Genomic DNA, 18,625 nt, shown 5'->3' on the forward strand with positions numbered 1-18,625 from the left:
GTCGGCGCCGAACGCCGAGGTAGGCATAATCTGGACCGGATGACCGGCCCAGACTCGTATACCGCCTGGCTCGGCGGCCGCTCCGACGCCCAACTGGTGGCACTACTGGAACGGCGACCCGATCTCGCGGTACCGCTGCCCGCTTCGATGGCGGTGCTCGCTGCCCGTGCCGAACAGCGGGCCTCGGTGCTGCGGGCCGCCGACGATCTGGACACCGCGGCTTTCGGCACAGTGGAGGCAATGGCCGTACATACCGCGGCCGGTAACGAATCGCCGACACGTGCGGAGTTGAAACGCGCGCTGCGCGGCCGCGCCAAGGCCGCCACGGTGGACGCGGCGCTCGCCGAACTCGCCGACCGCGCCCTGATCTGGTTCGACGGCGACCGCGTCCGGCTCGTCCCCGCCACCGCCGAGGCATTGCCGTGGCCGCTGGGAAGCGGCACCGACGCCGATACCCCCGGCGAACCGGAAATTGCCGCGATCCTCGCCGAGCTACCGGCCGCCGAACGGGCCCTGCTGGACAAGCTGGCCGAAACCGGCCCGCGGGGGCGGACCCGAGACGCGGCGCCCGACGCCCCGTCCGACCGCCCGGTCCCCCGGCTGCTGGCCCGGCACCTGCTGCGCCGGGTCGACGACGAGACGGTGGAGCTGCCGCCCGCGGTCGGACAGTTGCTACGGGGCGAGCCGGTGACCGACCCGCGCCACCTCACTCCTCCCGAACCGGCGGCCACCGCGCACCCCGTCGCCGAGGTGGACGGGGTGGGCGCCGGTGAGGTCGGCGAGCTCCTACGGCACTGCGCCGCGGTCCTGGAGGTCCTGGGCCAGGTGCCCGCCCCCGCACTACGCGCCGGCGGGCTCGGGGTGCGAGAGATCCGCCGGATCGCCCGCACCGCCGGGATCGAGGAAACCCGCGCCGGGCTACTGGTCGAGTTACTGGCCGCGGCAAAACTGATCGAGAAGGGATTCCCCGATCCGCCGCCGGAGGCCGACGCCGACGAATTCTGGGCACCCACCCCCGCCGCCGATTCGTGGCTGGAGGCTCCACCCGCCCGCCGCTGGGTGCCGCTGGCCCACAGCTGGCTCGAACTGGACCGTTACCCCTGGATGATCGGCCTGCGGGACGCCGCCGACAAGCCGCTGGCCGCGCTCGCCCACGAACTGCGGGTGCCCTACGCGGTCCGGGAACGCCGCACCGTTCTCGAGGCCCTCGCCGAACGAGCGCCGGGGACAGCCCTGCCGCCCGGCGATATCGGCCGGCTGCTGGCCTGGCGCGCACCCCGGCGGCGACGGTTCTACCGCGGGCAGGTCGTGGAGAGCACCCTGCGCGAAGCCGCCGCGCTCGGTCTCGTGGGCCGCGGCGCGCTCACCACTGCCGGCCGGGCCCTGCTCACCGAGACCTCGTCGGCAGCCGAAGCCGCACTCGACGCGGCGCTACCCGACCCCGTCGACCATGTGCTGGTCCAGGCGGACCTCACGGTGGTAGCACCCGGACCGCTCACCGCCGAGCTACAGCAGCGCATCGCCCTGGTCGCCGATGTGGAATCGGCAGGGGCCGCGACGGTCTACCGGCTCTCGGAACCCTCACTGCGCCGGGCGCTCGACGCCGGGCTGACCGCCGCGGAGCTTCACCATCTGTTCGAACGGCATTCCCGCACACCCGTCCCACAGACGCTGACCTATCTCATCGACGATGTGGCGCGCCGGCACGGCCGGTTACGCGCCGGGATGGCGCAATCGTTCGTCCGCAGCGAAGACCCCGCGCTCCTGGCCCAGGTACTCGCCTCGCCGGTGGCGGAGACGCTCGCACTGCGCGGGATCGCACCGACGGTCGCGATCTCGCAGGCACCGCTGGGTGAACTGTTCGAGGAACTTCGTGCGGCGGGTTTCGCGCCCGCCGGTGAGGATTCCTCCGGCGCGATAGTCGACCTGCGGCAGCGCGGGGCGCGGATCAACGTACGGCCCTTGGCCCGCCAGCCGTATCGGCCCGCACCACCCACCACCGAACAGCTCGAACTCCTGGTTACCGAGCTCCGGGCAGGTGAGCGCGCGGCCGGGGCGACATCCCGGCAAACGGTGCGCAGCGACGGCAGCCGCACCAGCACGGCCGCCGCACTGGCCCTGCTGCAGTTGGCCGCGCGGGTGCATCGGCAAGTGCATATCGGCTACGTCGACGCGAAGGGGACCGCGATTCAGCGGGTGGTCGAACCGGTGCGGGTGGGAAACGGGCAGCTCGAGGCGCTGGACGCCGTCACCGGGGCGGTCCGGCAGTTCACCCTGCACCGGATCTCCTCGGTCGCGCTGCTGGAGTAGGCGGCGCGGTCAGCCGCGCAGGTCGCCGGGATAGAGGTACTGGTCCGGCGGTGGCGTGGTGCCGTGCAACCAGGCGTCGAAGAATCCGGTCAGATCGACCGGCGATTTCGACTGCACGAAGGCACGGAATTCCGGCATCGACGCGTGGCCGTAGGCGTGAGTAGTCACGAATTCGCGGAGAGCGCCGAAGAACACGTCGTCCCCCAGCTGTTTACGCAGGGCGTGCAGGAACAACGGGCCGCGGTAGTACACCGAGGTGAACATCTTCTCCGGTCCGGGATCCTGTAGCGGCACAGCCCAGAACTTCGGCTTGTCCAGCGCCTTCCGGATCGTATTCCGGTATTCGGCGTCCACATCGACGCCCTCCATCCGCTCCGGCCACAGATAGTCGGCGGTATAGCTGGCGAGGCATTCGTTCAGGCAGATATCGGACCAGCTGTACACCGAGACCGAATCACCCCACCATTGATGGGCCACCTCGTGCACCACCGTGTTGAGATCGGCCCAGTCGGCATAGACCGGCCGGGTCTGGGTCTCCAGCGAGAACGGCAGCGGGGCGGACAGGTAGATACCACCGGCGTTGTCGAACGGGTAGGGGCCATAGAGGCTTTCGGTGAAATCGAGGACCTCCGGCAACCGCTGCTCATGTGCGCGCAACTCCTCGGCGCCGGGAGCGAACGCACTCAGCAGCGGTGTTCCGTTCGCCCGCCGCTGTTCCAGATATTCGAACTTGTCGATGGCGACGGTGGTCAGGTAACCGATCACGGGATGCCGCTGTTCCCAGCTCACCGTGCGGAATCCGTCGTGTACCTCGTCGCGTGTCCGGGCGCCGCCCGACATCACCTCCCATTCGGCCGGAACGGTGGCGTGCAGGGTGAAGGTGGCCTTGTCGCGCGGAGAATCGTTGAGCGGATACCAGGTCGCGGCCGAATGCGGTTGTCCCGCGGCGAAAGCGCCGCCGGTCGGGGCGTAGGTCCAGCCTTCGCCGGCGGTATCGGCGGCGACACCCGCATATTCGACGGTGACGGTGAAGGGCAGGCCCGGCAGCAGCGGCAGAGCCGGAGTGACGACCAGTTCGTGCGGTTCCTGCCGGACGAAACCGGCAGGCATATTGTTCACCCGGACCGCGTGCACCGGTGGCCCGCTGAAATCGAGGTTGAAAGCGGTGAGCGGCTGGGTGGCGTGCGCGTCGATACGCGTGGACCCGGTGAGCCGGTGACCGGCCGGGTCGTATCCCAGCGTGACCTCGTAGTGCCCGACGTCGTACCCACCGTTGCCGTCCTGCGGAAAGTAGGGATCGCCCAGCCCGTCGGCACCGGCCAGGTTCGCGGATTGAGCGTGCCCCACCGCGGGCGCCGGCGACAGACCTGTCAGCACAACCACCCCGGCGATCAGCCAGCGGGTGAGTTTCATGCGGTTTCCACCTTCCGTGGTTCGACGTGCGATCACAGCGACAGTCCCGCTCGACGACGTTAGTCGCAGCCGCCACCCGATGGGTGCATGCGGCGCCCGGCGCGCTGCCGGCGCGCCGAATACGGCGTGCGCCAGCGTAACCCGCGACAGGTCAGGCGCCGAGGCCCTCCGGTAACTGCCCCGGATCGAGCAGCAGGCGTTTGGTGGAACTGCGCTGCACCTGATCGGCCAGCGCGAGATTGTCGGCGAGCAGCCGCCATTCGGCGTCGTCGATGGCCGCGCGGGCACGCTCGATCACGGTGCCGTCCGAAGTCCCCCAGGCGATCGGCATGGCATCGACGGGCAGCCAGCGTTCCCCGATCGTGCGGGCGGTCCGGTCGCCGCGCACCGCTATCGCCGGCACTCGCTCCCCCGGCGTGAACCGGTGCCCGGGTAGGCTCCGCACTCTCTTGGTGACCAGCGCGTACCGCGACTCGCCGGTATCCCGCCGTGCCACATTGACCAGCGCGAGCAGTACCGCACCCCGGGAATGTAATCCGGAAACGACCGCCGGCACCAGTTCACCGTCGGCGTAGAGCCGCGCGATACCGCTGCGGCGCGGAGCCCACAACGCCACCCACAGCGCGGTCGCGGCGCCCAGCGCACAGGCCAGGGCCAAGGGATAGGACCAGGCGTGGCCCAACCGCACCAGATACGCGGTGGCGGCCGCGCAGACCAGTGTCGCGGCAACTGCCGCCAAGCGCAGCCGACGGCGTCCCGCGACCACTTCGTTGACCGCCTGCGCATGCCGGCGGTCCACCGCGAAGTCGAAGTGTCGCACTACGCCACCCCTTACACAGTCGGCCGAACCCGCGGGACCCTACTGGTCGTTCGCCCCGAACGCGGGACCTAGCAGATCATCGGCATCGGTTATCCGGTAGGCGTATCCCTGTTCGGCGAGGAAACGTTGCCGATGCGCGGCGTAATCCGCGTCCAGGGTGTCGCGCGCCACCACCGAGTAGAAATGCGCCTGGCCGCCGTCCTGTTTGGGCCGCAGCAGCCGGCCCAGCCGCTGGGCCTCCTCCTGGCGGGAACCGAACGTTCCCGAAACCTGCACCGCCACCGAGGCTTCCGGGAGGTCGATGGAGAAGTTCGCGACCTTGCTCACCACCAGGACGGGAATCTCGCCGCGGCGGAACGCCTCGAACAGCGCTTCGCGTTCCTTGTTCTTGGTGGAGCCCTGGATCACCGGGGCATCGAGTGCGGCGCCCAGTTCGTCGAGCTGGTCCAGGTAGGCGCCGATCACGAGGGTGGGTGCGTCGCGATGCCGGTCGAGGATAGATTTCACCACCGCGATCTTGGTGTGCGCGGTGGAGCACAGTTTGTAGCGCTCCTCCGGTTCGGCGGTGGCGTAGGACATCCGCTCGGCATCGGTCAGGGTGACCCGCACCTCGATACATTCGGCCGGCGCGATCCAGCCCTGGGCCTCGATATCCTTCCACGGCGCGTCGTAGCGTTTCGGCCCGATCAGCGAGAACACATCACCTTCCCGGCCGTCCTCACGGACGAGGGTCGCGGTGAGACCGAGCCGGCGTCGCGACTGCAGATCGGCCGTCATCCGGAACACCGGGGCGGGCAGCAGGTGTACCTCGTCGTAGATCACCAGCCCCCAATCGCGACTGTCGAAGAGTTCGAGATGCTTGTACTCGCCCTTCGATTTACGGGTGATCACCTGGTAGGTGGCGATGGTGACGGGCCGGATCTCCTTGCGTTCGCCCGAGTATTCGCCGATCTCCTCGTCGGTGAGCGAAGTCCGGGCGAGCAGTTCGCGCCGCCACTGCCGGCCGGCGACGGTGTTGGTCACCAGGATCAGGGTGGTGGCCTTGGCTCGGGCCATAGCGGCCGCACCGACCATGGTCTTGCCGGCACCGCAGGGCAGCACCACCACACCGGACCCGCCGGCCCAGAACGAATCGGCGGCCATCTCCTGGTAGTCGCGTAGCTGCCAGCCGCCGCTGTGGTAGTCGAGATCGATCGGGTGGGCCTCACCGTCGACGTAGCCGGCCAGGTCCTCCGCGGGCCATCCGATCTTGAGCAACTGCTGTTTTATATGGCCGCGTTCGGACGGATGCACGATCACCGTGTCGTCGTCGAGGCGTTCCCCGAGCATCGGGGCGATCTTCTTGTGCCGGAGCACCTCGGCCAGCACGGCCGGATCCAAGCTCACCAGGGTGAGCCCATGCGCGGGATGTTTCACCAGCTGCAACCGCCCGTAGCGGGCCATCGTATCGACGATATCGACCAGCAACGGCTGCGGAACCGGGAACCGGGAATGGCTGACCAGCGCATCCACCACCTGCTCCGCATCGTGCCCCGCGGCACGCGCGTTCCACAGGGCCAGCGGGGTGATCCGATAGGTGTGCACATGCTCGGGCGCCCGCTCCAGCTCGGCGAACGGGGCGATCGCCTGCCGGGCCACGTCCGCGAGCTCGTGATCGACCTCCAGCAGCACTGTTTTATCGCTTTGTACGATCAGCGGCCCATCCGCCACGGGGCCCTCCTCACCTCGACTTCTGCCCATTGTCCCCGAAGCCACCGACAACGCCGGGTGACCTGGCAGACACCGCGCTGGGACCGGGCACGACCGGCATTCCCACGGCTCCGCTCCTGCCCGGCAGGCTCACCCGAGAGAGCCGTGTTCGGCCCGGTGGGCGACGGACACGATCGACCCGCACCCGCACCGGTCCGGCGGAGACTCTCCGGCAAGCACGGCACCCGCGTAGCCGCCGGTCGGGCCCGCGCCTGACTGGAAGTGGGACCGGTCCTGCATCCTGACGATGCCCACGCGACCGGACGCGTGCGCTGCCACCGGTACCGCCGCGCCGCTCCGTGTCCGGGCATCCGGGGCCGAATCGGCCGCGGCATCGGTACCGTGATCGGACGCGGTGGCCGGACCTGGGCCTCGATCGGTACAACGCATCCGGGTCTCCGCTCGGAGCAGAGGCAACGCCGCGCGGCCAGTGGATGCCGACTGGACCGCGACACGACCGCCGATCCTCGCGATCATCGTCGAATGATCGAAATCTCGGCGGCGGCCGGTGTCGCGGTGGCGGCGCTCGGGTTGGTGCTCACGCCCGGCCCGAACATGATGTACCTGGTATCGCGCACGATATCGCAGGGCCGCGGCGCCGGACTGATCTCGCTGGCCGGGGTAGCCGCAGGGTTCGCGGTGTATCTCACTGCGGCAGCCACCGGGATCACGGCGGTGTTCGCGCTGGTCCCCGAGCTGTACACGGCCTTGAAGATCGCCGGCGCCGGTTATCTGCTGTGGTTGGCGTGGCAGACGCTGCGACCGGGCGGGACCTCGGTGTTCGCGCCCGCAGACCTCCCTCGTGACCGGGCGGGACGGCTGTTCACCATGGGCTTGGTGACCAATCTGCTCAACCCGAAGATCGCGGTGATGTACCTGGCATTGATCCCGCAGTTCGTCGCCCCGGCAGCGGGCCCGGTGTGGTTGCAGAGCCTGTGCCTGGGCGGGGTGCAGATCGCAGTGGCGCTGACGGTGAATGCGGTGATCGTGTGTGCAGCCGGTACGGTCGCCGGTTTCCTGGCGGGCCGGCGGCTGTGGCTGCGGGTGCAGCGACTGCTGATGGGTACGGTGCTGGGCGGTATGGCGGCGTTGCTGCTCACCGACCGGGCCCGGCCGGTGCCGGTCTGAGGCGGCCGCGCCGCCGAGCCGTTCCGGGCAGGTACGCCCCCAGCGCGCGGGCGGATCCCACTCATGGACGAACTGGCCGTTATCGTTGGGAGTACGGCCCCGGCGTGCGTGGACGGGTCTTCGCGGAACCGGTCGAGCAGTTCACCGGGCGGTCAGCGCAGCCGGATACCGCCGAGCTTCGCCGGGTTGGCGATATCGTAGGCACCCTGGATGAGACCGTCCACCACGGTGAATCCCATTACCCGCTCCGGGAAACCCGGATGGGTCTCGTCTCCCGGGTGGGCTCGGACGAGCGCCCCCAGCTGACCGTTGACCCGGACGAATTCCACGCCGGTCGCGAGGAAATCGTGGTCCGGCCCCTCCAGCCCGTAGCGGCGGATGAGACCGAAGAACAGGCGGGCCACCTTGTCCGGGCCGGCGATCACATTGCGCGCGGTCGGCGTGGTGCCGCCGGAATCGCCGATCATCACCGCGTCCGGATGCAGGACGGCCGCCACCGCCTGGGCATCGCCGGTATTGAGTGCGACCAGCAGCTTCTGCACCGCCGCCTCGTGTTCACCGTCGGCGACGGGCTGCGGGGTCTGTTCCCGGACCGCCTTACGCGCCCGCGCCGCCAGCTGCCGCGCCGCCTCGGCGGTGACGTCCAGGATCGTGGCGATTTCGCCGTAGGGCACTCCCAGTCCTTCGTGCAGGACGAACGCGACGCGTTGCGGCGGCGTGAGCTGATCCAGTACCACCAGTGCCGCCAGCCGGAACTCCTGGCGCAACACCACCGCGGCCAGCGGATCGGAATCGCCGGAGCCGGTCACCGGTGTCACCACCGGTTCCGGAAGCCACTGCCCCACATAGCTTTCCCGGCGGACCGCGGCGCTGCGCAACCGGTCCAGGCAGAGCCTGGAGACCACCGTGGTGAGCCAGGCCCGCAGATCCTCGATCTGGGATTGCGACGCCCCGGCCAGGCGCAGCCAGCTCTCCTGCACCGCGTCCTCGGCGTCGGAGACGCTGCCGGTCATCCGGTAGGCCACTGCCAGCAGATGCCCGCGATGCGATTCGAACTGGTCGGCGAGAAGCGCGGCTACCACCGCCCGGATTCTACGGAGAGCGGAAATCCCGTTCGCGCGGCACCCGGAAATCCGGATGCCGCGGGCGCCGCCGCGATGGGAGCATCAGAGGGTGGAGGAACAGACGCTGACCGACGGCACGGTATGGCTCGACCGGCCGGGCACCGACGATATCGACGCCGTCGTCGAGGCGTGTCAGGATCCGGCAATCGCCGAATGGGTCACGATCCCGTGGCCCTACGTCCGCGCCGACGCCGAGGAATTCATCGGAACCACTGTGGCCGAAGGCTGGGCCGGCAGTAGTCCGGTCTGGGCGATCCGCACGGCGGAACGGGGCCGGCTGATCGGGACGATAGGTCTCGGGACCCGACCGCACGACCAGACCGCCGCCGAAATCGGCTTCTGGCTGGCCCCTGAGCACCGCGCACGCGGAATCATCTCGCGTTCCGTGGCGCTGACATGCGATTTCGGTTTCGATCCGGCCGGTATGGGCTTGGTCCGTATCCAATGGCGTGCCTTCGTCGGGAACCGTGCGTCCGCGGCCGTCGCCCGCAAGAGCGGTTTCCGGTACGAGGGCCTGGCCCGGCTCGGCGGTGTACAGCGCGGAATCAGGCGCGACTTCTGGGTGGCCGCCCGCCTGAATACCGATCGGCCCGGTCCGGCTGATGGATGGCCTGCCGAAGTGTGAACGGTGCCGCGGCGGCACCGGAAACACCGGGGTAGCCGCCGAGAAGCGCCGCACCCACCCCGGGAATCGGCGACGATTGGGATCCGGTCCGCAACTCGGGCAGCCAGGGGGCGGTTCCGCCGGTTCCGCCGCCATAGGCCGACGACCGTTTACCAGCGACGCGCCAGGGACCGTCCGGCTTCGCCCCGGACCGCAACCGGTTCGACGCGCCCTCGCTCGCCCACGAATGACCGCGATACCGCCCTGAAGGTGAAAGCGGGCTACCGCCGACCGGGATCTCGCCGTACACCCCACCGCGGATACCGAGCGCGCCACGGATCCGGACCGAACGGTCGGCTACGAGTTTCTACTACGCAGGGACGGGCCCGGCTCGGCGGCGATCAGCGCCGCATCGGTCGCGGACAACCGCGCTGATGCGGCCCCGTGCCGGACCCGGCCGCGCGCAGTCTCCGGTTACGTCCGGCGACGCCGACCGCGATCGCGCGGTGAATCCGGCGAATACGCCCGGCGGACCGACGTGCTCATCGCATGGCTCGCCGTCGGCGACTGCTGGTTCGCGGCTGGGCCGGCCCGGAACTATCGGCGCGGCACTGCTCGCCGTTCCGGCCGCTCAGAGCTCGCGGCGCCGGCGGATGGCTTCGGCGAGCCGGTCCAGCTGGGCGGCGGTGGTGTCCCAGTCCATGCAGGCGTCGGTGATCGACTGGCCGTAGGTGAGGTCGGCGGCGCGGCCGAGGGTGAGGTCCTGGCGGCCTGCGACGAGGAAGCTCTCCAGCATCACCCCGACCACACTCCGCTCGCCCGCGGCGATCCGGTCGGCGATATCGGCGACCACGATCGGCTGGCGTTTGTGGTCCTTGTTGCTGTTGCCGTGGCTGGCGTCGACCACGATCCGCTGCGGCAACTTGGACTTCTCCAGCCGCGCGCACGCGTCGGCGACCGAGGCGGCGTCGTAGTTGGTGCCGTTGGAGCCGCCGCGCAGGATCACATGGCAGTCCTCGTTCCCGGCGGTCTGGATGAGCGCGGACCGGCCGTCGAGGTCGGTTCCGGGGAAGACATGGCTGGCCGCGGCCGCCCGGACCCCGTCCACCGCGACCTGCACGTCACCGTCGGTGCCGTTCTTGATACCGACCGGCATGGACAGCGCACTGCTGAGCTGCCGGTGCACCTGGCTGGCCGCGGTACGCGCGCCGATGGCACCGTAGGACACCAGGTCGGAGATGTACTGCGGGGTGATGGGGTCGAGGAATTCGCAGGCCACCGGTAGGCCCAGGGCGGTGATGTCGAGCAGTAGCTGTCGGCCGATTCCCAATCCGGTGTTGACGTCGAAGCTGCCGTTGAGATGGGGATCGTTGATGAGGCCCTTCCAGCCCAGGGTCGTCCGCGGTTTCTCGAAGTACACCCGCATGACCAGGTGCAACCGGTCGGACAGGGTTTCCTGCACGGCGGCGAGCCGGCGGGCGTAGTCCAGGGCGGCGGCGGGGTCGTGCACCGAGCAAGGGCCCACGATCACCATGAGACGGTCGTCGGCGTCGTTGAGCACATCGACAGTGCCCCGGCGGCCGGCGCGCACGGTGGCGGCGTGTTCATCGGTGATCGCGTGGACGCGGCGTACTTCCGCGGGAGAACGCAGCGGGCTCACGCTGAGGGTGCGTTGGTCGTCCAGATCGCTGTGGTCGGCATCGATATCGACTGCGATGGTCATCGTGGGTGGTGTCCTTCTCGTTCGGGCCGACCCACGGAAAAGAAGATCCCCGTCGAGCCGGTCGTCATCCGGCTCGGGGTGTACTGGTCAGCGCGCGTGGTTGCCGCAGACCGACCCGCCCCGGGCCGGCTTGCTAAACCAGAAATACACGCGCTGCACGATCGGCCACGCTACCAGGCGGCGGACCGCGCAGGTGAGCCCGGGGCGGAAAACGGGTGAAAGAAAGTGACGGTTTACACAATCCCGCCCCGGGATCGGTTCAGAACTGTCCCGGTTCGTAGCTACCGGCCGGAGTGTGGGCGATGGCGTTCATCCGGTTCCACGCGTTGATCGTGGCGATCGCGGCGATCAGCCCGCCGATCTGCTCGTCGTCGTAGTGTTTGCGCACCTGCTGCCAGATGTCCGCGCCGATCCCGCTGCCGTCGGCGAGCCGGGTGGCCGCCTCGGTGAGTTCGAGTGCGGCCCGTTCGGGCTCGGTGAACACCGTCGCTTCCCGCCAGGCCGCGACCAGATTGATCCGGACCTGCGATTCACCGGCATGAGCGGCGTCCTTGGTGTGCATATCGACACAGAACGAGCAGCCGTTGATCTGGCTCGCCCGGATTTTCACCAGTTCGTGGACAGCCTTGGGCAGACCGGAATCGTCCACCACTTTCCCGGCGGTGATCAGGCGTTTGCTGTAGCTCGCGGTGACTTTGTTGGCGAAGAGGTCGATGCGGGGTTCCATATCGGGTTCCTTTCGTGTTGCGGTCTCGTGGTGTCGACGACGCACGCACTCCAGGTGTGACATCCCGCGTGGACTTTTTCTCCGATGGCCGGGCGAGCACGGCAACGGGCCCGCTCAGCCGGTGAAGTCGAACGTCACCCCGGTCAGCCGTTCCGACAGGTCCCACAGGGAACGGGCGGCGAGCTCGTCCCTGGCCCGCGGGGAGCACCCGGACGGGCCCGGATGGCCACGCGTGCCGCCCAGGCTGGTGGGCCCGTAGTACGCACCGGCTTCGACGGTGGGTGCGGTGGCGGCGAAAAGCTCCGGCAACGCGCCCATTTCGGCGCTCTGAGCGGCCAGTCTGTTCCCGACGGCCATAACCTTGTCCAGGATGGATTCGGTGTGCGATTGCAGACCGGTGGCCGCGTAACCGGGATGCGCCGCCACGGAAAGTTTCGCCGAACCGGCCGCGGCGAGCCGGCGCCGTAGTTCGAAGGTGAACAGCAGATTGGCCAGTTTCGACTGACCGTAGGCGGACCAGCGTTTGTAGGGGCGGCGCTCCCAGTTGAGATCATCGAGGTCGATGGCGCCGATGGCGTGGGCGCCGCTGGAGACGGTGACGATCCGTTCGCTGATCTTGCCCAGCAGCAGCCCGGTCAGCGCGAAATGGCCGAGATGGTTGGTGCCGATCTGCATTTCGAATCCGTCGGCGGTGCGGCGCAGCGGTACCGCCATCACCCCCGCATTGTTGATCAGGACGTGTGCGGCGTCGACCCCGGCCGCGAACTCGCGGATCGAGGACAGATCGGCCAGATCCAGCCGCCGCACCTGCGCGCGGTCGCCGATCTCACCGGCGACGGCCCGGCCCTTGTCCACATCGCGGCAGGCCAGGATCACCTGGGCTCCGGCGCCGGCCAGCGCTCGGGCGGCGACCGCACCCAGACCACTGTTCGCACCGGTGACGATCACGGTCCGGCCCTGCTGATCGGGGATATCCCCGACGCCCCAACCACTCATGTGGCGAGCTTAATCCGCGCGGCCGCCACTCACCCGGCGTGGCGGCGCACCGACCCGGCACGTCCGTGGCGGGTATCGCGCACGCCCACCCGTGAGGACGCCAACCCCTTCCCAAATTGAATAGGGTTACCTAACCTAACAAGGGACCAGAACGCGCCGCACACAACTTCGAGTCCCCGTCCCCGACGAGATGTACCGCAACTTTCCCGCCGCCGGCCCCCAGTGCACCGGCCGGTTTCCGTCCACACCGCGCCTCGCCGAGGGTTATCACACCGGAAACCGGATCGGCAGGCCGGTCCGACGCCGCGTCATACCGCGGCCCCACCGCCCGACGACGCGTACCCGAATCCGGTCGGCTCCCGGACCGTCGTCCACCCGAGGTCCACGGTAGCGGCGCAGCAACGGAACACCGATGCACGCGGCGTGCGACAAGTCCGGCAAATCGCTCCGTACGGCGCGCAAGCCGTACATAGTGGTCACATGGAGTAATTTCGAAATCCATCCCGCCGGCGACCGGCTCCCGGCGAACGAGCCGCGCACCGACCACCGCGGACAGCACAGTCGCGAGCCCCTCCGATCGGACGCAGAGGATCCCACACCATGATCGAGAACCTCAGCGGCGCACCGGCGCCGGCCGACGATCCACCGGAATCGGTGGTCGCGCTGGTGGATTCGAGCTCGGGAACCGAACGCGAACTGGTCGGCCGGTGGATCGCCGAGGGCGGTCTCACCGCGGAACTCGGTATCCGGTCCCCGGTCACCCAGCTCGATCTCGATGCCGCCGCCTTGGCCGACCGGCTCACCGGCCGGACCGACGATCCACTGGTGGTACCCGTTCGGGTGCTGTGGCTGCCACCCGAACGCGACGGTGTGCGCCGGGTGACCTTCGGCGATCTCGCGCTGCTCACCAACCCGCGCCGCCCCAACCGGCTCGCCCAGCGCCGGCTGGTCGGCCGGTCCCCCGACCGGCATCTGGTGCTCACCGGCGCACCCGCCCGGCTCACCCAATTACGCGCCAACCACCCGGAAGCGGCGGCCCTGCACGACACCGGTAGCGCCGAGCCCTTCGCGCGTGCGGTGGTCCGGGCCGCGGTGGTCGCGCTGGAACGCGCGGAACGCACCGTGATCGGTGACCGCTACAAGGTGCCGCGGCTCGTGGCCGAGGAAATCATGGACTCGCCGGATTTCCTGCGGCGACTGGAACGAATCGCCGACGAGACCGGCACCGATCCACAGGAGGTGGGGCGCCGCGCCGAGAAGGCCCTGAACGAGCTGGTCGCCGCGCAGAGCCGCACCGTTTCGGACCTTTTCACCCAGGCCATGCGCCCGGTGCACGCGTCGACCTGGAAGGTGGACTGCGACGAGTCCGGCCTTGCCGCGCTCCGCGATCTCAACCGCAGGTATCCGCTGGTGTTCCTGCCGTCGCACCGGTCGTATGTGGATGCGTTCGTACTGGGCGATGTACTGGCGCGCAATGATTTCCCGCCCAATCACGTCGTCGGCGGGGCGAATCTGCGGTTCTGGCCGATGGGTCCGATCGCGCGGCGCACCGGCACCGTTTTCATCCGCCGCAGTTTCGCCGGCGATACCGTCTACCAGGCCGTTGTCGAGGAATACTTCGGCTATCTACTCGCCCGTCGCTTCAATCTCGAGTGGTATTTCGAGGGCGGGCGCACCCGCACCGGAAAGCTGCGCCCGCCCCGCTACGGCCTGCTGAACTACCTGGCCGCGGCGGTGCGCCGCGACCGGGTCGCCGACGCGCTGCTGGTACCGGTATCGATCACCTACGAGCGGCTCAACGAACTCGGCGCCATCGCCGACGAACAGGTGGGCGGCCGGAAGAAACCCGAGGGCCTGGCCTGGCTCGCCCGGTACGTGCGCAACCAGCAGCATTCGGCCGGTCATGTGTATGTCCGCTTCGGCGATCCGATCTCGGCGCGCGACCGGCTGGCCACGCACGGCGATCCGCTCACCGAGCCGCCGGTCACGATTCCGCTGCACCGTATCGATATCGGCGGCCGCCCGGCCCGCGCGGAACCGGATGCCCTCGGCGAACATCTCGGCGAACGAGAACGCGCCGCGGTGCAGCGGCTGGCTTTCGATGTGGCCGTCGGAATCAATGCGGTCACCCCGATCACCGCCAACGCGCTGGTCACGCTGGCGCTGCTCGGCGTGCACGACCGCGCGCTGACTCTGGCCGAGGTCTGCGAAGTGCTCAATCCGGTCATGGACTACATCGGCACACGGGATCTGCCCCGCGGCGAGGTCGCGAAACTGCGCGACGAACAGAGCCTGGTCGTCGTGCTGGAGCAGCTGTCGCTGGCCAAGGTGGTCACGATCTATCGCGGCGGGGTCGAGCCCGTGTATGCGATCGAGCCGGGCGCTCATCTCGAGGCCGCGTTCTACCGCAACAGCGCGGTCCATTGGTTCGTCGACCGGGCCATCCTGGAACTGGCGATCCTGGCCGCGGTCGAAGCGGCCCCCGACGATCCGGTGGCCGGCGCCGTCGGACCGGACGCCGACGCCCTGGATATCGGCTGGGCGGAGGCGTATCGGCTGCGGGATCTGCTGAAGTTCGAATTCTTCTTTCCCGACCGGGCCGAATTCGCCGAGCGGATCACCGCGGAAATGCTGCTGGTGGACCCCGGCTGGCGGGCACGCCCGCGAAACACTCTGGGCAGTGAAATCCTGGCGGCGCTCACCGGAAGCGGTTTCATGATGGCCCACCGCGTACTGCGTTCCTTTTTCGATGCGCAATTGGTTGTGGCCGAGCGACTGGCCGACCGGGAACCGACCGTGGAAATCGACCGCAAGGAGTTCATCGCCGAATGCGTATCGGTCGGCAAACAGATGCTGCTGCAAAAACGCCTGCACAGCACGGAATCGGTATCCACCGAACTTTTCGGGAGTGCATTGAAATTGGCCGCGAATCACGGGCTCGTCGAGGCCGCCGATCCGGATTCGGAGAAATCCGTGACAGCGCTGGTGGCGGCGCGGCGCGATTTCGCCGACCGGCTGCGCACCATCGGCATCCGGATATCACAGGCCGCCGCACTCGACCCGTCGAACCGCACCGCGGGACGGACCCGATGAGTACCGGCAGGTCCACCACCGCGGAAACCGGCGGTTCCGGGCCGCTCGATGCGCTGATCGCGGCGATTCGTTCCGGTCCGCAGGGCGCGGATATCGGCGCGTTTTTCGATCTGTCGGCAGTTGCGGACCTGCACACCATGACGGGCCGCCGGTTCCGCGACCCCGGTTCCGCGACGGCTGGCCTCCTCTTCGAACAGTTACGCCACAGCGCTGACAGTTCGGGTCCGGACCTGCTCGAACGTCTCGCCGGACACGCCGCCGGGCGGTCACCCGACGAACTGGCCGCGCAGGGCGAGCGGGTGTTCAAACGCGCCTGGTACGACCGGGTGTACCCGGAGACCTGGCAATTGGTGCGGGAACACCTGAGCGCCGGGCACACCGTGGTGCTGACCGGTACGGTCACCGAGTACCAGCTGTGCCCGGCGGCCGCGGCGCTCGGAATCGACCAGGTACTCGGCGCCCGGCCCGCGGTGATCGCGGGCCGCTGCACCGGCGGATTCGACGGTCCCCTGCCCTACGGCCGGGACAAGGCCGCGATGGTGGCCGATTTCGCGGGCACTCGCGATATCGATCTGCGGCGTTCCTACGTCTACACCGGCAGCGCCACCGACCTCCCGCTGCTGTCGGTGGCAGGAACACCGGTACCGATCGCGGCGGACAGCACTCTCGCGGCCGCCGCGGCCGACCACGGCTGGGCCCGGCCGGTCGTCGCCGCCCGCACCGCTCCCACCGCCGCCGACTATCTACGTACCCTTCTCGGCTTCGCGGCACTGCTCGGCGGTGCCCTGTTCGGGGTACTGAGCAAGGCGTATACCCGCGACCGCCGCGCGATGGCCGACGCACTGATGCGCTACGGCGCCGGCTGGCCGCTACGGGTGTGCGGCATCCGGCTGCGCGTCACCGGCGCCGAATACGCCCGGAGCCCACGACCGGCGGTGTTCCTGTTCAACCATCAGAGCCAATTCGATGTCCTCATCGTTCCGGCGGTGCTCGGTGCGGGCGTGACCGGGGTCGGAAAGAAGGAACTGATCCGCCATCCGGTTTTCGGCCCGCTCATGCGGTTCGTGGGTGTGACATTCATCGACCGCTCGAACACCGACCGTGCCAAAGCCTCGCTGGCGCCCGTGGTGCACACGCTGCGGGACGGGCTGTCGATCGCGATCGCCCCGGAGGGCACCCGCTCCTACACACCGCAACCGGGCATGTTCAAGAAGGGCGCATTCCATATCGCCGCGCAGGCGGGCGTGCCGGTGATCCCGGTGGTGATCCGCAATGCCGCCGATATCGGCCGCCGCGACTCCATGATCGCTCGACCCGGCACGGTCGATATCGCGATCCTGCCGCCCATCGACAGCACCGGCTGGGATCCCGCGGAGCTGGGTCGTGAGGTCGCCGCGGTCCGCCGGCGCTATCTCGACACCCTCCGCGACTGGCCCACCACGGCCGGCTAGAGCGAACGCCCCAGCAGCAGCTTCCACGGCATGAGCGCGGATTCCAGCTGAACCGCCAGGCTCATCTTCGAGGCGCCCAGCGTCCGCTCCTCGAAGCGGATCGGCACCTCGGCGATACCGATGCCCTGCTTCTTGGTCCGGTAGTTCATCTCCACCTGGAACGAATAGCCGTTGCTACGGATGGATTCGATATCGATCGCCCGCAGGGTATCGGCCTGCCACGCCTTGAAACCGGCCGTGGCGTCCTTGATACCGAGCCGCAGGATGGCATTGACGTAGAAGTTCGCCCAGGCGGAGAGCGCCTTGCGATACCACTTCCATTCCGAGGCGGTCGAGCCGCCGGGCACGTAGCGCGAACCCAGCACCACTCCGACAGCAGGCCGCCGGAGCTCTTCCAGCATGGCCGGGATCACCTCGGCGGGGTGGGACAGGTCCGCATCCATCTGGATCACCACATCGGCGCCCTCGTCGAGCGCGCGGGTGATTCCCGCGATGTAGGCGCGCCCGAGACCGTCCTTCTCGGTGCGGTGCAGCACCGAGACCACGTTCGGCAGGTCCACGGCCAGTTTGTCGGCCACCTCGCCGGTACCGTCCGGGGAGTTGTCGTCGACTACCAGTACGTGCAGGTCGGGCACGGGTAGCGCAGTCAGCCGTTCCACCGCAACCGGCAGATTGTCCCGCTCGTTGTAGGTCGGCACAACAACGGTAACCCTCAAGGGTCGCCCTCCTGGTCTCGCCCGTCAGCCGAACCATGAGCCGCGAGCGTCGCTACGTATTACCTGTGAACGGTAGCCCAACCGCGGACCCGCAGCTGCAGCGCACCGGTCATACCGGCCGCTCACCCGGGCGGACCCCGGTCGCGACCCGGTACGTCATTGCCCGTCGCGCCACTCCCGGTCCGCCGCATCCTGTGCGGCATTGCGCTGCCGCACGATCTCCAGCGCGCGCTCAGCGGTGGGGCGATCGGGATATGGACCCATCCGGTCGCGGAACCAGCACTGGCGCCCGCGTTCGGCCCGCTGATGCTTCAAACAGTAGTACCACCGTTCGGCCATGACTCCAGCATTCCATCCATCCGGAGCCAGGACGAACAAAACCCCCGGACCGATTCGGTCAGGGGGTGGATTGTGGCCAGGGCCGGGATCGAACCGGCGACCTTTCGCTTTTCAGGCGAACGCTCGTACCAACTGAGCTACCTGGCCGCAGGCACCCGGAACGAATGCCATCCGATGGATGGCGGATTGCTCCGGCATCCACTGGCGACCCTGACGGGACTCGAACCCGCGACCTCCGCCGTGACAGGGCGGCGCGCTAACCAACTGCGCCACAGGGCCTTGCTCTGTGCGACCTACTTTCATAGGTCGTACCCCCTACGGGATTCGAACCCGCGCTACCGCCTTGAAAGGGCGGCGTCCTAGGCCGCTAGACGAAGGGGGCTCGTCCCGGATTTCTCCGGACCGGCTTTTCAACGGCTGTCCGTTGGGAGC

General features: G+C 68.8%; 14 protein-coding genes and 3 tRNA genes. 5 read left to right on the forward strand and 12 right to left on the reverse strand.

What is annotated here, in order from left to right; all coding sequences use genetic code 11:
* Window positions 1-39 precede the first annotated feature (39 nt).
* On the forward strand, window positions 40-2,310 hold the full coding sequence (locus tag IU448_RS11180) for a helicase-associated domain-containing protein (protein ID WP_195055505.1): 2,271 nt from the start codon (window positions 40-42) through the stop codon (window positions 2,308-2,310).
* Between the two features lie 9 nt (window positions 2,311-2,319).
* Here IU448_RS11180 and IU448_RS11185 read toward each other — a convergent pair whose 3' ends face one another.
* The 3 genes from IU448_RS11185 to IU448_RS11195 all read right to left on the reverse strand — a co-directional run bounded on the left by IU448_RS11185 (window position 2,320) and on the right by IU448_RS11195 (window position 6,253).
* Window positions 2,320-3,723 carry a M1 family metallopeptidase gene (locus IU448_RS11185; protein ID WP_195055506.1) on the reverse strand — a complete coding sequence of 468 codons (1,404 nt, stop codon included), beginning with the start codon at window positions 3,721-3,723 and terminating at the stop codon, window positions 2,320-2,322.
* Window positions 3,724-3,874: 151 nt separating this feature from the next.
* Entirely contained in the window at window positions 3,875-4,543 is a 669-nt protein-coding gene (locus IU448_RS11190) for a DUF3239 domain-containing protein (protein ID WP_195055507.1), read from the reverse strand.
* Between the two features lie 39 nt (window positions 4,544-4,582).
* On the reverse strand, window positions 4,583-6,253 hold the full coding sequence (locus tag IU448_RS11195; RefSeq protein WP_195055508.1) for a DNA repair helicase XPB: 1,671 nt from the start codon (window positions 6,251-6,253) through the stop codon (window positions 4,583-4,585).
* A gap of 522 nt (window positions 6,254-6,775) precedes the next feature.
* Between IU448_RS11195 and IU448_RS11200 the strand changes: the two genes are divergently transcribed.
* Window positions 6,776-7,420: a LysE family translocator gene (locus tag IU448_RS11200; RefSeq protein ID WP_195055509.1), complete on the forward strand. Its 645-nt coding sequence runs from the start codon at window positions 6,776-6,778 to the stop codon at window positions 7,418-7,420.
* Window positions 7,421-7,572: 152 nt separating this feature from the next.
* Here the strand turns inward: IU448_RS11200 and IU448_RS11205 are convergent, their stop codons facing one another.
* Window positions 7,573-8,502, reverse strand: coding sequence for a sigma-70 family RNA polymerase sigma factor (locus IU448_RS11205; RefSeq protein WP_195055510.1), 930 nt, complete (start codon window positions 8,500-8,502; stop codon window positions 7,573-7,575).
* Between the two features lie 91 nt (window positions 8,503-8,593).
* Between IU448_RS11205 and IU448_RS11210 the strand changes: the two genes are divergently transcribed.
* Window positions 8,594-9,169 carry a GNAT family N-acetyltransferase gene (locus IU448_RS11210; RefSeq protein WP_280456523.1) on the forward strand — a complete coding sequence of 192 codons (576 nt, stop codon included), beginning with the start codon at window positions 8,594-8,596 and terminating at the stop codon, window positions 9,167-9,169.
* 610 nt (window positions 9,170-9,779) lie between these two features.
* On the opposite strand, the gene IU448_RS11215 is transcribed toward IU448_RS11210, so the two are convergent.
* The 3 genes from IU448_RS11215 to IU448_RS11225 all read right to left on the reverse strand — a co-directional run bounded on the left by IU448_RS11215 (window position 9,780) and on the right by IU448_RS11225 (window position 12,594).
* Entirely contained in the window at window positions 9,780-10,871 is a 1,092-nt protein-coding gene (locus tag IU448_RS11215) for a 3-deoxy-7-phosphoheptulonate synthase (protein WP_195055512.1), read from the reverse strand.
* Between the two features lie 259 nt (window positions 10,872-11,130).
* Window positions 11,131-11,598 carry a carboxymuconolactone decarboxylase family protein gene (locus tag IU448_RS11220; protein WP_195055513.1) on the reverse strand — a complete coding sequence of 156 codons (468 nt, stop codon included), beginning with the start codon at window positions 11,596-11,598 and terminating at the stop codon, window positions 11,131-11,133.
* Window positions 11,599-11,712: 114 nt separating this feature from the next.
* On the reverse strand, window positions 11,713-12,594 hold the full coding sequence (locus IU448_RS11225; RefSeq protein ID WP_195055514.1) for an oxidoreductase: 882 nt from the start codon (window positions 12,592-12,594) through the stop codon (window positions 11,713-11,715).
* Window positions 12,595-13,194: 600 nt separating this feature from the next.
* Here IU448_RS11225 and IU448_RS11230 point away from each other — a divergent pair.
* Window positions 13,195-15,687: a glycerol-3-phosphate 1-O-acyltransferase gene (locus IU448_RS11230; protein WP_195055515.1), complete on the forward strand. Its 2,493-nt coding sequence runs from the start codon at window positions 13,195-13,197 to the stop codon at window positions 15,685-15,687.
* Window positions 15,684-17,138, forward strand: a complete 1,455-nt coding sequence (locus tag IU448_RS11235) for a 1-acylglycerol-3-phosphate O-acyltransferase (RefSeq protein ID WP_195055516.1) — start codon at window positions 15,684-15,686, stop codon at window positions 17,136-17,138. Before IU448_RS11230 ends, IU448_RS11235 begins: the two co-directional genes overlap by 4 nt.
* On the opposite strand, the gene IU448_RS11240 is transcribed toward IU448_RS11235, so the two are convergent.
* The 5 genes from IU448_RS11240 to IU448_RS11260 form a co-directional block, all read right to left on the reverse strand.
* A complete protein-coding gene (locus IU448_RS11240) occupies window positions 17,135-17,854 on the reverse strand; it encodes a polyprenol monophosphomannose synthase (RefSeq protein WP_228812616.1) in 720 nt (239 codons plus the stop codon). The two genes, IU448_RS11235 and IU448_RS11240, sit on opposite strands and share 4 nt — an antisense overlap.
* A gap of 156 nt (window positions 17,855-18,010) precedes the next feature.
* Window positions 18,011-18,193 (reverse strand): hypothetical protein, encoded by a 183-nt coding sequence (locus tag IU448_RS11245; protein ID WP_195055517.1) that lies wholly within the window; start codon window positions 18,191-18,193, stop codon window positions 18,011-18,013.
* 73 nt (window positions 18,194-18,266) lie between these two features.
* A tRNA-Phe gene (locus IU448_RS11250) sits at window positions 18,267-18,340 on the reverse strand.
* Window positions 18,341-18,395: 55 nt separating this feature from the next.
* A tRNA-Asp gene (locus tag IU448_RS11255) sits at window positions 18,396-18,472 on the reverse strand.
* A 30-nt stretch (window positions 18,473-18,502) separates the two neighbouring features.
* Window positions 18,503-18,575: transfer RNA gene (locus tag IU448_RS11260), tRNA-Glu, on the reverse strand.
* Window positions 18,576-18,625: the final 50 nt, after the last annotated feature.

The organism is Nocardia flavorosea (genome assembly GCF_015477805.1).
GTDB classification, from domain to species: domain Bacteria; phylum Actinomycetota; class Actinomycetes; order Mycobacteriales; family Mycobacteriaceae; genus Nocardia; species Nocardia flavorosea_A.

Coding starts and splice junctions, on each gene's coding strand:
- IU448_RS11180 (WP_195055505.1), top strand. CDS start 40: ATGACCGGCCCAGACTCGTATACCGCCTGGCTCGGCGGCCGCTCCGAC.
- IU448_RS11185 (WP_195055506.1), bottom strand. CDS start 3,723: ATGAAACTCACCCGCTGGCTGATCGCCGGGGTGGTTGTGCTGACAGGT.
- IU448_RS11200 (WP_195055509.1), top strand. CDS start 6,776: ATGATCGAAATCTCGGCGGCGGCCGGTGTCGCGGTGGCGGCGCTCGGG.
- IU448_RS11215 (WP_195055512.1), bottom strand. CDS start 10,871: ATGACCATCGCAGTCGATATCGATGCCGACCACAGCGATCTGGACGAC.
- IU448_RS11220 (WP_195055513.1), bottom strand. CDS start 11,598: ATGGAACCCCGCATCGACCTCTTCGCCAACAAAGTCACCGCGAGCTAC.
- IU448_RS11225 (WP_195055514.1), bottom strand. CDS start 12,594: ATGAGTGGTTGGGGCGTCGGGGATATCCCCGATCAGCAGGGCCGGACC.
- IU448_RS11230 (WP_195055515.1), top strand. CDS start 13,195: ATGATCGAGAACCTCAGCGGCGCACCGGCGCCGGCCGACGATCCACCG.
- IU448_RS11235 (WP_195055516.1), top strand. CDS start 15,684: ATGAGTACCGGCAGGTCCACCACCGCGGAAACCGGCGGTTCCGGGCCG.
- IU448_RS11245 (WP_195055517.1), bottom strand. CDS start 18,193: ATGGCCGAACGGTGGTACTACTGTTTGAAGCATCAGCGGGCCGAACGC.